10 protein-coding genes are annotated in these 15,636 nt (G+C 72.3%); 6 read left to right on the top strand and 4 right to left on the bottom strand.

Annotated elements, in window-relative coordinates; genetic code table 11:
* Positions 1 to 68: 68 nt before the first annotated feature.
* From D7V97_RS26045 to D7V97_RS26060, 4 genes are all read left to right on the top strand, one after another.
* The gene (locus tag D7V97_RS26045; RefSeq protein WP_120613342.1) at positions 69 to 1,472 is read left to right on the top strand and encodes a glucan biosynthesis protein; all 1,404 of its coding nucleotides are present in this window, start codon (positions 69 to 71) and stop codon (positions 1,470 to 1,472) included.
* Complete coding sequence (locus D7V97_RS26050) at positions 1,460 to 1,885, top strand: hypothetical protein (RefSeq protein ID WP_120613343.1); 426 nt, start codon at positions 1,460 to 1,462, stop codon at positions 1,883 to 1,885. Before D7V97_RS26045 ends, D7V97_RS26050 begins: the two co-directional genes overlap by 13 nt.
* A gap of 13 nt (positions 1,886 to 1,898) precedes the next feature.
* Positions 1,899 to 3,923, top strand: coding sequence for a glucans biosynthesis glucosyltransferase MdoH (mdoH, locus tag D7V97_RS26055; RefSeq protein ID WP_120613344.1), 2,025 nt, complete (start codon positions 1,899 to 1,901; stop codon positions 3,921 to 3,923).
* An 88-nt stretch (positions 3,924 to 4,011) separates the two neighbouring features.
* A complete protein-coding gene (locus tag D7V97_RS26060; protein ID WP_120613345.1) occupies positions 4,012 to 5,631 on the top strand; it encodes a M28 family metallopeptidase in 1,620 nt (539 codons plus the stop codon).
* 15 nt (positions 5,632 to 5,646) lie between these two features.
* Here the strand turns inward: D7V97_RS26060 and D7V97_RS26065 are convergent, their stop codons facing one another.
* Positions 5,647 to 8,793: an adenylate/guanylate cyclase domain-containing protein gene (locus D7V97_RS26065; protein WP_120613346.1), complete on the bottom strand. Its 3,147-nt coding sequence runs from the start codon at positions 8,791 to 8,793 to the stop codon at positions 5,647 to 5,649.
* A gap of 381 nt (positions 8,794 to 9,174) precedes the next feature.
* Between D7V97_RS26065 and D7V97_RS26070 the strand changes: the two genes are divergently transcribed.
* Positions 9,175 to 10,005, top strand: a complete 831-nt coding sequence (locus D7V97_RS26070) for a hypothetical protein (RefSeq protein ID WP_120613347.1) — start codon at positions 9,175 to 9,177, stop codon at positions 10,003 to 10,005.
* Positions 10,006 to 10,009: 4 nt separating this feature from the next.
* The gene (locus D7V97_RS26075; protein ID WP_120613348.1) at positions 10,010 to 10,822 is read left to right on the top strand and encodes a TIGR02452 family protein; all 813 of its coding nucleotides are present in this window, start codon (positions 10,010 to 10,012) and stop codon (positions 10,820 to 10,822) included.
* Positions 10,823 to 10,844: 22 nt separating this feature from the next.
* Here D7V97_RS26075 and D7V97_RS26080 read toward each other — a convergent pair whose 3' ends face one another.
* The 3 genes from D7V97_RS26080 to D7V97_RS26090 form a co-directional block, all read right to left on the bottom strand.
* Entirely contained in the window at positions 10,845 to 12,443 is a 1,599-nt protein-coding gene (locus D7V97_RS26080) for a PAS domain-containing sensor histidine kinase (protein WP_120613349.1), read from the bottom strand.
* A gap of 70 nt (positions 12,444 to 12,513) precedes the next feature.
* Entirely contained in the window at positions 12,514 to 13,785 is a 1,272-nt protein-coding gene (locus D7V97_RS26085) for a hypothetical protein (protein ID WP_233583213.1), read from the bottom strand.
* Between the two features lie 142 nt (positions 13,786 to 13,927).
* The coding region (locus D7V97_RS26090) for a YfhO family protein (RefSeq protein WP_147444980.1) at positions 13,928 to 15,636 on the bottom strand (1,709 nt) is incomplete at its 5' end.

Consider the following 15,636-nt stretch of genomic DNA (forward strand, 5'->3'; position numbering starts at 1 on the left):
TGTCAGCGGAAAACCCCGACCCGGCCCCGGCGGGGCGCGGGGCAGGGTCGGGGTTTTCCGCTGACACGGTGCTGGAGAAGGCCCGTGCGCTGGCCGCGAAGCCGTACCAGGAGCCGCCCGTCGGGGTGCCGCCGTCCTTCGAGGCGCTCACCTACGATCAGTACCGGGACATCCGCTTCCGTGAGGAGAGCTCGCTGTGGAAGGCCGGGGGGCTGCCCTTCCGGGCGCAGTTCTTCCATCCGGGCTTCTATTACACGCGCCCCGTGGGGGTGAACGTGGTGGAGGGCGGCAAGGCGCGAGCGCTGCCGTTCTCCACGGACCAGTTCACCTACGGGGCCCTGGTGGGCACGCCGCCCAAGGGCAAGGTGAACGGCTTCGCGGGTTTCCGCATCAACGCGCCGCTGAACACGAAGGGCTACTACGACGAGCTCGTCGCCTTCCTCGGGGCCAGCTACTTCCGCGCGCTGGGCAAGGGCAACCTCTACGGGCTGTCCGCGCGCGGGCTCGCCATCGACACGGCGCTGCCGGAGGGCGAGGAGTTCCCCACGTTCCGCGAGTTCTGGCTGGAGACGCCGGCGGCGGGCGCGGACACGGTGGTGGTGCACGCGCTGCTCGACAGCCCCAGCGCCACGGGCGCGTATCGCTTCGCCATCCGCCCGGGTGTCCAGACGGTGATGGAGGTGCAGGCGACGGTGTTCGCGCGCAAGCAGGTGCGGCAGTGGGGCCTGGCGCCGCTCACCAGCATGTATCTCTTTGGCGAGAACGACCGGGGCGACTTCGACGACTTCCGCCCCGAGGTGCACGACTCCGACGGCCTCTCCGTGTGGATGAAGAACGGCGAGAAGCTGTGGCGCCCGCTGAAGAACCCCCGGCAGCTCCAGGTGAGCAGCTTCCACACGGGCGGGCTCGCGGGCTTCGGCCTGCTGCAGCGCGACCAGGCGTTCACCAGCTACGAGGACCTGGAGGCGCGTTACGAGCGCCGGCCGGGTGCCTGGGTGGAGCCGGTGGGGGACTGGGGGCAGGGCTCCGTGCGGCTGGTGGAGATCCCCACCCGCGAGGAGATCCACGACAACGTCGTGGCCTTCTGGGTGCCGGATGCGCCGGTGCCGGCGGGTGCACACCTTGGGTTCTCGTATCGGCTGTCCTGGGGCTTCGCGCCCGAGGGCGTGAAGGCCGGTGGGTCCGTCGTCGCTGCGACGCGTGTCGCGGCGGGCACCCGGGTGGGGGCGCGTCGCTTCGTCCTCGATTTCACCCCCGGCAACGGGGAGGGCACGGGCCCGGTGGAAGCGGTCGTCACGGCTTCCCGGGGCCAGGTGCTGCATCCGCGCGCGGAGGCCCACGCCATCACCGGCGGCTACCGCGCGGCCTTCGAGCTTCTGCCTGATGGCGAAGGCCCCATCGAGCTTCGCTGCTTCCTGAAACGCGGTTCCGAGACCCTCACCGAGACCTGGAGCTACCTGTGGATTCCGTGACCACGCACCCCTTCCTCTCCTTCGCCCCGGAGATGCCCCAGGCCCGCGCGGACACCCGCGAAGCGCTGGAGGGCTTCTTCCAGGACTTCGGCTTCACCGGCCGTGGAGACCTGGAGCGCCTGGCGAGCTGGGTGCTCGGTCCGTCGCATGTCGGTCCGTCGCTGCTCGTGCGCGGCCGGGCCGCGTTCGTCCTGGTGGGCGGCGCGCGCTGGGGCGCGGACGTGCTGATGCGCGAGCCGCGAAACCTGCCGGAGGCGTGGCGCCGCGCGGTGTGCGAGTCGGTGCCGATGGCGGCCCCGGCGGAGGTGCCCTGCCAGATGCGCGAGCAGGTGCTCGTGCTCAATCCCTTCATGGAGCTGGTGCGCCGCTGGCTGCGTCCGGACAGCCGGGCGGACGTGTCGCCGTCGCGCTAGGCCTGGAGCACGCATGAACGCCGAACCGTACTCGCCGGCCATGGCCCGTCCTCGCCGCGTCATGGTGCTGGGGCTGGCGGCCCTGACCACCGGGTTTGCATCCGTGGAGATGCACCGGCTGCTGAGCGCCCGGGGCACCACGGTGCCGGAGCTGTTGGTCCTGGCGCTGTTCACGCTGTGCTTCGCGTGGATCGCGCTGTCGTTCTGGGGCGGTGTCGCGGGCTTCGTGCAGCTCGTGTCGAACCGCCGCGTGCCGGGCCTGCGCTGGCCGACGGAGGCCGAAGCCGCGGGGCCGCTCACGCGCCGCACCGCGGTGGTGATGCCCATCCACAACGAGGATCCGGCGTCGGTGTTCGCGCACGTGCAGGCCACCTACGAATCGGTGGCGGCCACGGGTCTCCTGGAGGCGTTCGACTTCTACGTGCTCAGCGACTCCACGCGCGCGGAGGCGTGGGTCGCGGAGGAGCTGGCGTGGTCGGAGTTGTGCCGTCGGGTGAACGGGCAGGGCCGCATCTTCTACCGGCGCCGCTCGGACAACACCGGCAAGAAGGCCGGCAACCTGGCCGACTTCTGCGAGCGCTGGGGCCGCCGCTACGACTTCCTGCTGGTGCTGGACGCCGACAGCCTGATGGCGGGCGACAGTGTGGTGAAGATGGCCCGGCTGATGGAGCTGAACCCGGGCGCCGGCATCCTCCAGGTGCCGCCGCAGAACGTGGGCCGCTCCACGCTGTTCGCGCGCCTGCAGCAGTTCGCGGGCCGCATGTACGGGCCCATCGTGGCGGCGGGCGCCGCGGCGTGGCAGCTGGGGGACTCCAACTACTGGGGCCACAACGCCATCCTGCGCATGGCGCCCTTCATCGAGCACTGCGGCCTGCCGGTGCTGCCGGGGCAGCAGCCCTTCGGCGGCCACATCCTCAGCCATGACTTCGTGGAGGCGGCGCTGATGCGTCGCGCGGGCTTCACGGTGTGGCTGGTGCCGGAGCTTGGTGGCAGCTACGAGCAGCCGCCCCCGGACCTGCTGGCGTACGCGCAGCGCGACCGCCGCTGGTGCCAGGGCAACCTCCAGCACCTGGGCCTGGTGATGGCGGGCGGCCTGCACCCGATGAGCCGGATGCACTTCCTCATGGGCGTGATGTCGTACGTGGCGTCGCCCCTGTGGCTCATCTTCCTGGTGTCTGGCTTGTTCGCCGCGCTGCACGAGTGGTTCTTCTCCCCGGTCACGCTGGTGGACTTCCAGTCCACGCTGCCCGGTGGGGACGCGTTCGACACGGCGGGCGCGCTGCGGCTGATGGCCGCGTCGCTGGCGATGCTGTGGATCCCCCGCCTCATGGGCCTGGGGCTGGTGCTCGCGGACCGCGCGGAGGCCGCGCGCATGGGCGGCCGCTTCAAGCTGGTGCTGAGCGTGGCGCTGGAGGGCGTGGTGTCCACGCTGATGGCGCCGGTGATGATGCTGTTCCAGTCCCACTTCGTGTTCGGGACGCTGCTGGGCTACCGCGTGACGTGGTCCAGCCAGCAGCGCGAGGACACCGATCTGCCGTGGTCGGAGGCCTTCCGGCGGCACAAGTGGCATATGGCGGTGGGCGTGGTGCTCGCGGCGCTGACGGTGGCGGTGGCACCGGGGATGCTGGCGTGGCTGTCGCCGGTCATCCTGGGGCTGTGGCTGGCCCCGGCCATCTCCGTCTACACCGCGCGCGCGTCGCTGGGCCTGTGGGCGCAGCGCCGGGGCCTGTTCCTCATCCCGGAGGAGGTCGCGCCGCCCGCCGTGCTGGTGCGCGCGCAGGAGCTCTCCGAAGAGGGGCTGGAGCCGGTGGACGACGCGCTGGATCACGTGCTCACGGATCCGCGCGCGCACGCGCTGCACCTGGCCCTCCTGGAGGCCCACCCGACGGCGGGCGTCCCCGGGGCGCTCGCCTCCGCGCGGCGCAAGCTGCTGGCGGGCGCGGTGGAGCCCCTGTCCCCGCAGGAGAAGTCCGCGGTGCTGCTGGATGCGCGCACGCTGTCGGAGCTGCGCGGCCGGCGGCTGGGCGTGCGGGCCTGAGGCCGTCACCTGAGCCGCCCGGGGTCGCCTGCCCGGGTGGGGACATCGCGGTTGCGTCCCGGGCGCCCGTCGCCCTAAACGCGTCCTCATGAACCGAGCCTCTTCCGTCGCCGCGCTCGCGCTGTTCGTCTCCTCCGGGGCCTTCGCCGCCGAGCCACCCGTGTCCGGGAGCGACCGTTGGTGGAAGCACGTCGAGGTCCTCTCCAGTGACGCGCTGGAAGGGCGTGACACGGGCAGCAAGGGCCATGAGATCGCCGCGGGCTACGTCTCCAAGGAGCTGGCCGCGCTGGGCGTGAAGCCGGTGATGAAGACGGGCTTCCTGCAGCCCATGGCCTTGAAGTCACACCGCCTCAACGAGGCGAAGTCCAGCATCGCGCTGGTGCGCGACGGCCAGACGCTCCCGCTGGTGCAGGGCGAGGACGTTGTCCTGTCCGCGCGGCAGGGCGACAGCGGCACCGTGGACGCGCCGCTGGTGTTCGTGGGGTACGGCCTGTCCATCCCGGAGAAGGGCTACGACGACCTGGCGGGGTTGGACCTGAAGGGCAAGGTGGTGGTCATCCTCCAGGGTGGACCCGGCAACATCCCGGGCCCGCTGAAGTCCCACTTCTCCTCGTGGACGGAGCGCGTGAAGGTGCTCAAGGCCGCGGGGGCCGTGGGGTACGTCTACCTCCAGAACCCGAAGATGCTGGAGCTGCCGTGGGAGCGCGTGGTGGGCTCCAGCCGGAACCCCACGGTGCTGTTCGCGGAGCCGGCGCTGAATGACTCGCGCGGCCTGAAGGTGGCGACGGTCGTGAACGTGGTGCACGCGCAGAAGTTCTTCGAGGGCGCGCCGCACACCTACGAGGCGCTGGTGGCGCTGGCCAACGCGGACCAGCCGCTGCCGAAGTTCGATCTGCCCTCGCGCCTCAAGGTGAAGCTCGCCATCGACGTGAAGCCGTTGAAGTCGATGAACGTCGTGGGCGTCATGCCCGGCGCGGATCCAGTGCTCGCGAAGGAGTACGTGGTGCTCAGCGCGCACCTGGACCACGTGGGCCTCGGCGACCCGGTGAAGGGCGACCGCCTGTACAACGGCGCCATGGACAACGCGTCCGGCGTGGCCGCGCTGCTGGAGGTCGCGCGGGCGCTGCACGACCAACCCCGGAAGCCGAAGCGCTCGGTGCTCTTCGTGCTGGTGACGGGGGAGGAGAAGGGGCTGCTCGGGTCGAAGTACTTCGCGTCCCGGCCGCCCGTGCCCGCCTCCTCGCTGGTGGCGGACCTCAACCTGGATATGTTCATGCCCCTCTGGCCGTTCACGTCCGTCATCGCGCACGGCAAGGACGAGTCCACGCTGGCCGCGACGCTCACCCAGGTGGCCACGCAGCAGGGCGTGCAGGTGCTCCCGGATCCGGAGCCGGATCGCAACGCGTTCGTGCGAAGCGATCAGTACTCGTTCATCCGCGAGGGCGTGCCCGCGATGGCCTTCAAGTTCGGCTACACGCCGGGCTCGCCGGAGCAGAAGATCATCAAGCAGTGGCTGAACGACCGCTACCACGCGCCGTCGGATGACGTGTCCCAGCCGGTGGACCGCGAGGGCGCCGCGCGCTTCATCACGTTCATGACCGGGATGACGCTGGCGGTGGCGGATGCGCCCGAGCGTCCGCGCTGGAACGACGACAGCTTCTTCCGCCGCTTCGCGAAGCCCGCGCAAGCACCCGCCGCGAAGCCGTAGCGGGGCAGGGGGCCTTCAGAGGCTCGGGTGTGATTCGGCGACGCAGGGGTGGGCCTCCAGGAAGCGCAGCGCGCCGCGGATGTCCGACGAGGCCGTCTCTCGCGGGGCGTGCCGCGCGGCTTCGATGCGACGCCACGCCGCGCTCCGGGCTTCGTGGCCTTCGCCGCTGCCTGTCGGGGCGGCGCTGGCCTCGGCGAGGTCCAGGGTGGCGCGCAGCAGGTCCACCAGTTGGCGCAGGGCCGGGTCCTCGCGCAGCTCTGGAGCGCCCTCCACCGCCGCGAAGCCCTCGCGGGCCGCGCGCAGCTCGCCACACGTGGCCTCCAGCGCGGCGAGGTGCGCGATGAAGCGCAGGGCCTGCCAGCGGGACGCACGGCCCAGGATGCTCACCGCTTCACCCAGCGCGGAGCGGGCCTGCTTCCATTCACCCCTGGCGAGCGACGCGCGCCCCAGCTCTCCCAGCGACGTGCCCTCCAGCAGCCGCTGGCCCATGAGCCGCGAGACGCGCACCGCGGCCTCCAGGTGCTCGCACGCCTCCGCGAGGCTGCCCACGTCCAGCAGGTAGCAGCCCAGGTTGAGCCTCGCCAGCGCCTGTCCGGTGCGGTCCTCCACGCTCGTCGCGCGGGCCAGCGCTTCACCCAGCAGCAGCACCGCCTCGCCGGTGTCGCCCGCCTCGCCGATGGCCACCGCGCAGTTGGTGAGGAAGCCCACCTCGAACGTCACGTCGCCCACCTCGCGGAACAGCGCCAGCGCCGCGCGCAGGTGGGGGATGGCCGCCTGCGGGCCGCGCCGCACCTGTTCGACGAGGCCCAGGTTGCCCACCGCGTAGGCCTCCAGCCAGCGGTCGCCCCGGGAGGGAAGCGCCTGCGCGTCACCCACCAGTGTCCACGCGGTGGCCACGTCCCCGGCATGGCGGGCGACGATGGACAGGTCCACGAGCACGCGCTTCTCCGACGCCGCTTCGCCCAGCGTGTGGAAGACGCTCCGCACCTCCTCCAGCGCCCTGCGCGCGGCTTCCGGCTGGCCCGCGTCCAGGTACGCGCGGCCCATCACCGCCAGCGCGTCCGCGCGATTCAGCGGCGCCACCGGCACATGGGACGACGCGTCCACCGCCCGCTCCAGCCGCTCCAGCAGCAGCCCCACCGGCCCGCGCGTGCGCGCATCCGGCTCCAGCGCCACCAGCGTCTCCAGCGCGCGGCCCAGCGACTCCGCGGTCGCGGGCCGCACCGCCATCGCGTTGTCGCACGCGGCCAAGAGATTCTCGCGCTCCAGGGCCAGCCGCCGCAGCGCCGCTGCCCCTCCCGTGCGCTGCACCCGCTCCCGCAGGCGACCCGCGAGCTGGAGGTAGCAGTCCGCGTGCCGGGCTTCGCAGTCCGCGCCGTCGCCGCGCTCGCGCAGGCGCAGCGCCGCGTACTCACGGATGCTCTCGTACAGCCCCAGTCGCAGGAAGCCTCCGGGCGCTCCCACTTCGCGCGCGAACAGGAGCGAGCGGGCGCGCAGCGAGTGCAGCACCTCCAGCACGTCCGGCGATCCGTCCGGCAACACGAGCACCGCTTCGGCGGCTTCGAGCGTGAAGCCGCCCCGGAACACCGAGCACTGCGCCAGCGCTGCGCGCTCGGCCGGCTCCAGCAGGTTCCACGACCAGTCGATGGCGCCCCGCAGCGTGGCCTGTCGCTCGGGCGCGTCGCGCCGTCCGCCGCGCAGCAGCTCGAAGCGCTTCGCCAGCCGGTCGCGGAGCTGCTCCACGCCCATCACGCTCACGCGCGCGGCGGCCAGCTCGATGGCGAGCGCGATGCCGTCCAATTGCCGCACGATGTCCGCGACGCACGGCGCCTCCGCGGGGCTCAGCAGGAAGTCGCCGCGCGCCTCATGGGCCCGCTGCACGAACAGCCGCACCGCGTCCGAGTGGATGATGGCGTCCCAGCGCGTCTCGCCCGCCTGCGGCAGCCCCAGCGGGGCGAGATCCAACACGCGCTCCCCGGGCAGCCGCAGGGCCTCGCGCGTGGTGACGAGGAAGCGCGCGCGCGGCGCCAGCACCCGCCACCGCCCGAGCGTCGCCGGCACGTGCCGCACCACCTGCTCCACGTTGTCGAGGATGACCAGCACGTCCCCGCATCCGTCGAGCGCCCGGCCCAGCCGCTCCGCGGGCGTGCTGCCATCGCCGTCCGCCGCCAGCGGCACGCCCAGGGCCCGCCCCACCGCGTGGCAGAGGTCGTCCGCCGTCAGCGCCTCCTCCAGGTCGCACCGCCAGACGCCGCCCTCCCAGCCGCCCGCGTCCGACTCCAGCCCTCCGAAGTGGGTGGCGAGCCGCGTCTTCCCCATGCCGCCGGGGCCCAGGATGCTGATCAGCCGCGCGCCCTCGCTCACCCACTGGCGCAAGAGGTCCAGCTCCTCGGCGCGACCCACCAGGTCCTGCCGTACCGCGGGCACGTTGCCGGGCCGCTCGCGGGGGGCACGCAGCGCCGCGAAGCGCCGGTGCGCGAGGGACGCGGGCGACAGCTCCACCAGCGTCACGCTGTCGCCCACGCCGCGCAGCCGGAAGACCCCCAGCGTGCGCGCGACGGGCATCCCCAGCGCTTGCAGCTCCGGCGCGACCCGGGCCCACGCCGCGCTGCTCAAGAGCACCTGGCCACCGTGGCCCGCGTCCGCCACGCGCGCCGCGAGGTTCGCCGGCGGCCCCAGGTAGTCCAGCCGGTGGGTGGACGGATCCACGCGGCACTCGGGCTCGCCCACGTGCACACCCATGCGCACGCGCAGCCCCCGGTGGGTCAGCCCCTCGGGCGCGTACTCCTCCGCCGCGTCCGGCTCCGCCAGCAGGGCCGCGGGCCAGCTCGCGTGCAGGAGCGCTTCCTGGGCGCGCAGGCACCACCGCACTGCCTCCACCGGCGACGCGAAGGCGAGCATGAAGGCGTCCCCCTGCGACTTCACCTCGTAGCCGTCCGTGCCTCGCAGCAGCGCTCGCAACACGTTGTCGTGCAGCTCCAGCGCGTCGCGCATGCTCGCGCCACACCGCTCCCACAACCGCGTGGACCCCTGGATGTCGGTGAAGACGAGCGCCACGGAGCCCGTGGGCGGCAGGTGCCGCGCGGTGGGCGCGTCACGGCCGGAGAGCCCCGCGTCGGCCGGAGGCTCGACGACCGTGAGTCCTCGGAAGGCATCTGCCATCTGCAGCTCTCCCCCGATGCCAGGAAACCCCACCCGCTCCCACCTCGTTCCGCCGTGCTGCCCGTGAGGGTGACGCCCCTGGCGACAGCACTTCACATTGAAAGCAGTACGGGCCGGAACGGCAACACGCACCCGTCGGGCAGGGCCGTGGGCCGCTAGTGAGCACTTGTGATCGCGACGGGCGCGCATCCATCAGTTCACGACAGCCGTATGGTCCCCGGGGGCCTCTCGTCACCCACGCGCGGGCCTGCCCGCCTGCTGGATTCCCGGGTCCTCCGGGCCCCATTCCAGCGACGACGGGGGGCCGTGCTAGGACTGCATCACGTCGTGGGTTCGCGCCGCAGGAGCGCGACGCCCGCGACCCATTCCTCGGAAGGACCCATGCGTTCGACTTCGGCACTGGCGTTGTTGATGGCTTCCCTCGCGGTGGGCGCGCTGCCCGCGTGCAGTGACGACGGCGATACGGGCGGCGACCCGGACGGTGGCACGTCACCCGGAACGGATGGGGGCACGGGCGGCACCGGCAACGGCAAGTGCCCGGCCAACGCCATCCTCTGCGAGAACTTCGACAACGGGCAGAACGGCTGGAAGACCCCGGACGAGGAGCACAACGCGACCATCGCCATCGATGGCACGCGCACCCGCTCTGGCAGCGGCGCGCTGCACGTGGTGACGGAGGCGGGCCACAACGAGTTCCCGCTGGGCCAGGAGGCGGATCCGCAGACCATCGCGCACCTGCGCAAGGACATCCCCACGTTCGGCACGACGCTCTATGCGCGCGCGTACGTGTACCTGAACCGGGCGGCGCCCCAGGACGTGATGGGGACGTACTTCATCCTGTTCTCACCCAAGGAAAACAACTTCGGCGGCATCGAGCTGCAGGGCATGATCAACGGCGGCTTCGCGCTGGATGACTGGAGCGGCATCGAGGGCACGGGCTGGAACCTCCAGGATCCCGTGACGGTGAAGACGTCGCCCAACCAGTGGACCTGCATCGAGTGGGGCGTGCAGCGCGCCACGGCGACGGCCACCACGGGCCATGCGCAGGTCTGGGTGAACGGCGCGCAGGCGTTCGACTTCCCGAACGTGGGCATGCGGCCGTTCAGCAACTTCGCGGTGGGCTATGGCTTCGTGCACCCGCACGGCGACTCCGCGTCGGAGACGTGGATCGACGACCTCGCGGTGGCCACCACGCGCATCGGCTGCGAATGACGTCATGGGCCTGACGCAGGTCGCGGACGAGACCCTGCGCATCGTGGAGGAGGGCACCTACGTGGCGCTCTCCGGCCGCGAGGTGTCCGTCCGCGACGCGGTGGCCCACGCGGTCCAGGGCACGGTGCTGCTGCGCCCCGGCGACTTCGAGCGCCTCACGCGCCCTTCGCCCGTGAGCGGCTTCTCGGTCGAAGTGACAGCGGAGAAGACGGGCGAGGCCGCGCGCCGGCTGGTGGAATTGGAGGGCGAGCAGCGGGTGCTCGCGCTCAACTTCGCGTCGGCGGTGAACCCGGGCGGCGGTTTCCTCACGGGCGCGAAGGCGCAGGAGGAGGACCTGGCGCGGTGCTCGGCGCTGTATCCGTGCCTGCTGAAGTGGCCGGAGTACTACGAGGTGAACCGCAAGGCGCGCTCGCCGCTGTACACGGACCACCTGCTGTATTCGCCCGACGTGCCGTTCTTCCGCAACGAGCACTACGACCTGCTGGAGCGTCCGTACCCCGTGTCGCTCGTCACCGCGCCCGCGCCCAACGCGAAGCTGCTGCCGACGAAGGATTCGGAGGTCGCGCTGAAGCTGCGCGAGGTGCTGTTCGACCGGGCGCTCAAGGTGCTCCAGGTGGCGGCGCACCACGGGCACCGCACGCTCATCCTGGGCGCGTGGGGCTGCGGCGCGTTCCGCAACAACCCGCATGACGCGGCGGAGGCCTTCGCGCGCGGGCTGTCCACGATGGCGGGCGCGTTCAGTCGCGTGGTGTTCGCGGTGTACGAGCGGGACGGGCAGGGGCCCAACCTGCGCACGTTCCGCCAGCGCTTCGGCTGAAGGGGCCCGCGCTCCGCGTGGCCTACGCGGCGCCATCCAGCGGCAGCGTCACCACGAAGGCCGCGCCACCCCCGGGCGCGTCCTCCACCCAGACGCGGCCGCCGTGCGCTTCCAATATCTGCCGCACGATGTAGAGCCCCAGCCCCAGGCCCCCCGTACGCGCGGAGCCCTGGCCCTGGGCGAAGCGCTGGAAGATGCGCTCGCGTTCGGAAGCGGGGACACCCGGGCCGCTGTCACATACCGTCAGCCGCAGCTCTCCGGCCTGCTGGCGCAGCCACACGCGCACCGGCGTGCCCCGGCCGTAGCGCAGCGCATTGGCCATCAGGTTGCTGACCACCTGCTCCATCCGGAGCGGATCAAACCGGCACGGCGCCGGCCCGTCCACGTGCGCGTGCAGCTCCACGCCGGCCTGCTTCGCCTCGTCCGCGAACCGCGCGGCCAGGTCCTCCACCACCGTCGCCAGATCTCCCGGCGCCAGGTCGAAGTCCAGCTTGCCCGTGCGGATCCGGCTGACGTCCAGCAGGTTCTCCAGCAGCGCGCCCAGCCGCCGCAGCTGCCGGTCCGCGGACTCCAGCCGCGACGACACCTTCGGGGATCCGATCGTCTCGTCCCCGGCCGACGTGGACATGCGGCGCAGCAGGTCCACCTGGAGGCGCAGCGACGTGAGCGGCGTGCGCAGCTCGTGGCTCGCCAGCGACAGGAAGTCGTCGCGCGTGCGCACCGCCTCCTGCAGCGCCTCTTCCGTCTCCTTGAGCGCGGTGATGTCCAGGATGGCGCCGCGCACCACCATCACCCGCCCGTTCGCGTCGCGGATGACGCGCGCGCGGCTGTTGAGCCAGTGCCACGAGCCGTCCGGCCAGCGCGTGCGGAACGTGGAGGCGTACGCCAGCACGTCGTTGTGGAAGATGGACGTCACCTGCGCTTCCACCGCCGGCCGGTCGTCCGGGTGCAGCGACGCGAGGAACTGCTCGTGCGTCCACTCGGCCAGGGGCTGCGGGTAGCCGTAGAGCCGGTCGTGTCCCTCCGAGCGGAACACCTGCCCCGTCACCAGGTTCGTCTCCCACACCGCCATCTGCGCGGACTCCAGCGCCACCTGGAAGCGCTCGCCCAGTTGGCGGAAGCGCTCGTCGGTGCGCGCGGCCTCGTTCTCCGCGCGCTGCCGACGGGTGATGTCCGTGGCGAGCACCCACATCTCGCCGCCCACCGGGCGCACCGACACCTCCAGCCACACCCCGGAGGGCAGCTCCGACAGGAACCGCGCGGGCTCACGCGTGGCGAGCGCGTCCAGCAGTCGCTCGTGCAGCGGCGTCCCAGCCAGCCCGGGCTGCGCCGCCCACGGCGTCAGGCCCTCGCAGCGCTCATGCGGCAGACTCAGCAGGGACGCGGCGCGGTGGTTCAACTCCTGGATGTTCCCCTGCGCATCCAGCGCCAGGAACGCCTCGGCCATCATCTCCCGCAGGACCTGCAAGCGGGTCTGCGCGGACATGCTGGCCTCGTCGGCCGGGAGCGGAAGCTGCGTGGCGTCCTTCATCGTGCGAGTAACGCCGGTGCTCGCCGCGTGCGGGTCGTCCGCGGAGACGGGGCGAGCGGGCTCGAACGGACCGCCAGGGAGGGGACTCATCAGAAGGGGCACGCTCCCGCACGCCGCCCGCACCCGTCAAGCCAGAGCGGAATAGTCGCGCGGTGGTCTGTCAGCCGAGCGGGTCCGTGAGGGGTTCTGGCATGACCCACAGCTCCGAGGGCCGCGTGTAGGCCGAGTCGAACGCGAAGAGGATGCCGTTCCAGCGGTCCCAGAAGTCCGCCCAGCTGTACTCGGTCGGAGGGGAGGTGAGCGGGCTGCCGTCGCGGTCCGGCTGGGCGTAGGCGAAGTCCGCGTAGGTCCAGCGGACCGTGCCGAAGTCCGTCATCAGGAACGGCGTCAGGGCCTGGAGCACGGCCGCGCGGGACACCTCGTCGGTGGGGTTGCCCGCGGGCGTGAAGACGGGCTGGGCCTGGTCGCGCTGTTCGCGCCACGCGACGTAGTTGTTGCCCATGGCGATGAGCGCGTCGCGCCGTGCGGGCGTGGGCGCGAGGCGCGCCTCCTCGTAGACGGCGAAGGCCGCCACCAGCAGGCTCTTCCAGTGCAGGCCGGGGAAGAGCAGGTCCATGCGCCGCGGACGCGGGACGTCCTCCGCGTGCGCGAGCGCGAAGTCATACGCCTGTTGGGCCTCCGTGTTGACGGCGTCCACGAGGGTGAACTCCGTAAGCACGCGCTCCGGCGTGATGGCGCCCGTCGCGGCGGCGCGCCAGTCCAGGTACAGGCGCGCGGAGCCGCCGATGTCGTTGAAGATGGCGAGGTTGCCCTCGTGCAGCGTGCGCTCCAGCGTGACGACGATGACCTCCGTCTTGTCGAGTGGCGACAGGCCCGGAGCGCTCCAGTACAGCGCGCCCAGGCGCGACGCGGTGGCGAGCAGGGTGCGCGAATCCGCGAGCACCGCGACGTTGAGCGAGCTGGTCATCACGCTCAGCGCCGCCGCCGCGTCGGCGGTGAGACCCTGCGCGATGAGCTGGAGGGACAGGTCCTGGAGCTGGAGCCGCGTCGCGCCGGTGAGGCCCAGCCGGTCCAACGCGTTCGTCAGCGACAGCGAGGGCTGCAGCCGCACCGCGGCGATGAAGTGCCGCGCGAGCGCCGCGCTGTACATGCCCTTGCCGCCGGCCTGGGAGGCGTGGGGCGCGAAGGTGAACCAGTTCGGACGTGCGTTGCTGGTGCCACCGGGTTGCAGCGTGGGGTCGATGATGCCGCCCAGCTCATACGCGATGCCGATGTAGCCCAGCGTGATGGTGCGGTTGTCCTCCAGCGGCGTGGGCGCGGACTGCGCGCTCGCGGAGGTCGTGGACAGGAGCAGGGTCGCGCCCAGGAGCGCGGACAGCACGCGGCGCGGGAAGGCGGGCGGACGGACGTCGGTGCGAGGGGGGATCGCCACGGAGGAAGTCCAGGGAAGGGGGTGGGGAACCAAGCTAGGCACCCGCGCCACGGTTCCAACCCCCGTCCCCCGGCTTCGGGGAAGGGCACTGTTGAATGAACGACCCTTGAGGGGACAGCCGACCGCTCGGGTAGGTGGTTGCTCAGGCGACCTGGTCGGGAGGGGGCTGGAGCACGGCGGACCGCGCCTCCCGGGCGTGACGGTGACGCCGCCACCCTTCGGCCATGGCCAGCGCCAGCCAGGTCGCGGCGCAGAGGAGGACACCGGGCAGCAGGCCGGGCACGCGGTAGCGCATCTCGACGCGGTGCTGGCCCCGGGGGGTGGGCACGGCGCGCACCGCGACGTTGGCGGGGAGCAGCTTCGCGGGGACGCCATCGACGGTGGCGGACCATCCGGCCTGCCATGCGTCGTTGACGAGGAACACCGCGTCCTCGGGCGTCTCCACCTGCATCACCAGGTGTTCGGGCGCATCCTGTTCCACGCGGACGAGGCCGTTGAGGGGCGCGGTGCGAGCGTCGGGAAGGAGCACGTCGCCGCATTCCACCGCGGCCTGGGCGCTGGCTCGGAAGGACGCATCGCGGAGGAGGACGAGCGCCGCCTCGGCGTCGGGCACGCACCGGGGCCTCGCCACCGAGAGGCGCGGTCGGGCGTCGGTGTGTTCCACCAGCAGCAGGTCGAACACGGTGTCGCGTGCCACCACCGGCCCCGGTTTCTGCTTCAGCGCTTCGTAGGTCTCCGGGGTGTAGGCGCTGAATCGCACGCCGAAGACGGGCAGCAGCTCGGTGAAGAGGCCGGGCGCGGTGTCCTGGAGGTGCAACACGCGCGGGCTCGCGGCGGGCAGGTAGGCCTCCGCGGTGCCGATGCCCCACAGCGCGGGCGTGTTGGGCATCAGCGCGGCGCGTGACATGAGCGCGACGCTGTCCTGGAACTCGAAGCCCTCGAAGCGGGGCAGGCGGTAGCGCTGGATGCGGGACGACACCCGGGGCACGGTGCTCCCGGTCTGGGCCGCGTGCTCGCGTACGGTCAGGACGAAGGTCGGCGGACTGTCCAGCAGCTCGTTGGAGCCGAGGACATACAGCGGCTCGTTCGCGGTGAAGGACGCGCCCAGTTGCAGCGCCATCAGCGCGCCCATGCGGATCCGGGAGTCCGCGAGCCCCGGCAGGACGAGCGCGCAGCCCAGCGCGATCCCCGCCGCGACGAAGCCCGCGGTGCTGAAGGCGTGCGACAGCGTGTCCAGCGTCTCCACGGGAACGCGGGGCCAGCGTCCGAGCACGAACGCGTGCGACCACGCGCCCCCCACGCGCTCCACGAGGGCCACGGCGGCAAGGCACCCAGCGATGATCCCGGCCGCGCGAGCCGTCCAGCGCGTGCGCTCCGGAGCCGCCACCACGGCCTTCCATCCCAGCCCCGCGAGCACCGCGAGCCCCAGGGACAGGTGCACGACGAGCTTCTCCGGGTAGCGGAACGGTCGCCACAGCGGCAGCACGTCGTAGAGCAGCGCATAGAAGGGCAGGGCGGCGCCAAGCGCCAGCGCGAGCAGCGCGGTCCACGCCGCGCCGAACGGGGCCCACCGTCGGAAGGGAATGAAGCGCAGGGCCGCCAGGGCGAGCACCAGCACGGGCACGCCGATGAACAACGAATCCGACCACAGCGTGGAGAACCCGCCCGTGTGCAGCAGCGGCTTGACCACCTCCTCCGGCACCGCGCGCTCCACGGAGGGGTTCGCCAGGTACGGGCCCAGCCACAGCTCCGGCAGGCGCCACGGATCCAACGACCAGCGCTGCGCGTCCTCGAGGGAGCTGGCACCCGGAGCACCGCCCGCGAACACCGCCACGCCCGCGCTGGCCCCCG

Origin of the sequence: Corallococcus sp. CA053C (assembly GCF_003611675.1) — a bacterium.
Classification (GTDB): domain Bacteria; phylum Myxococcota; class Myxococcia; order Myxococcales; family Myxococcaceae; genus Corallococcus.

Bases quoted from the DNA above. Each gene is read 5' to 3' on its own strand.
- D7V97_RS26080 (WP_120613349.1), bottom strand. From the start codon at position 12,443: ATGAGTCCCCTCCCTGGCGGTCCGTTCGAGCCCGCTCGCCCCGTCTCC.
- D7V97_RS26060 (WP_120613345.1), top strand. From the start codon at position 4,012: ATGAACCGAGCCTCTTCCGTCGCCGCGCTCGCGCTGTTCGTCTCCTCC.
- mdoH (WP_120613344.1), top strand. From the start codon at position 1,899: ATGAACGCCGAACCGTACTCGCCGGCCATGGCCCGTCCTCGCCGCGTC.
- D7V97_RS26070 (WP_120613347.1), top strand. From the start codon at position 9,175: ATGCGTTCGACTTCGGCACTGGCGTTGTTGATGGCTTCCCTCGCGGTG.
- D7V97_RS26065 (WP_120613346.1), bottom strand. From the start codon at position 8,793: ATGGCAGATGCCTTCCGAGGACTCACGGTCGTCGAGCCTCCGGCCGAC.
- D7V97_RS26075 (WP_120613348.1), top strand. From the start codon at position 10,010: ATGGGCCTGACGCAGGTCGCGGACGAGACCCTGCGCATCGTGGAGGAG.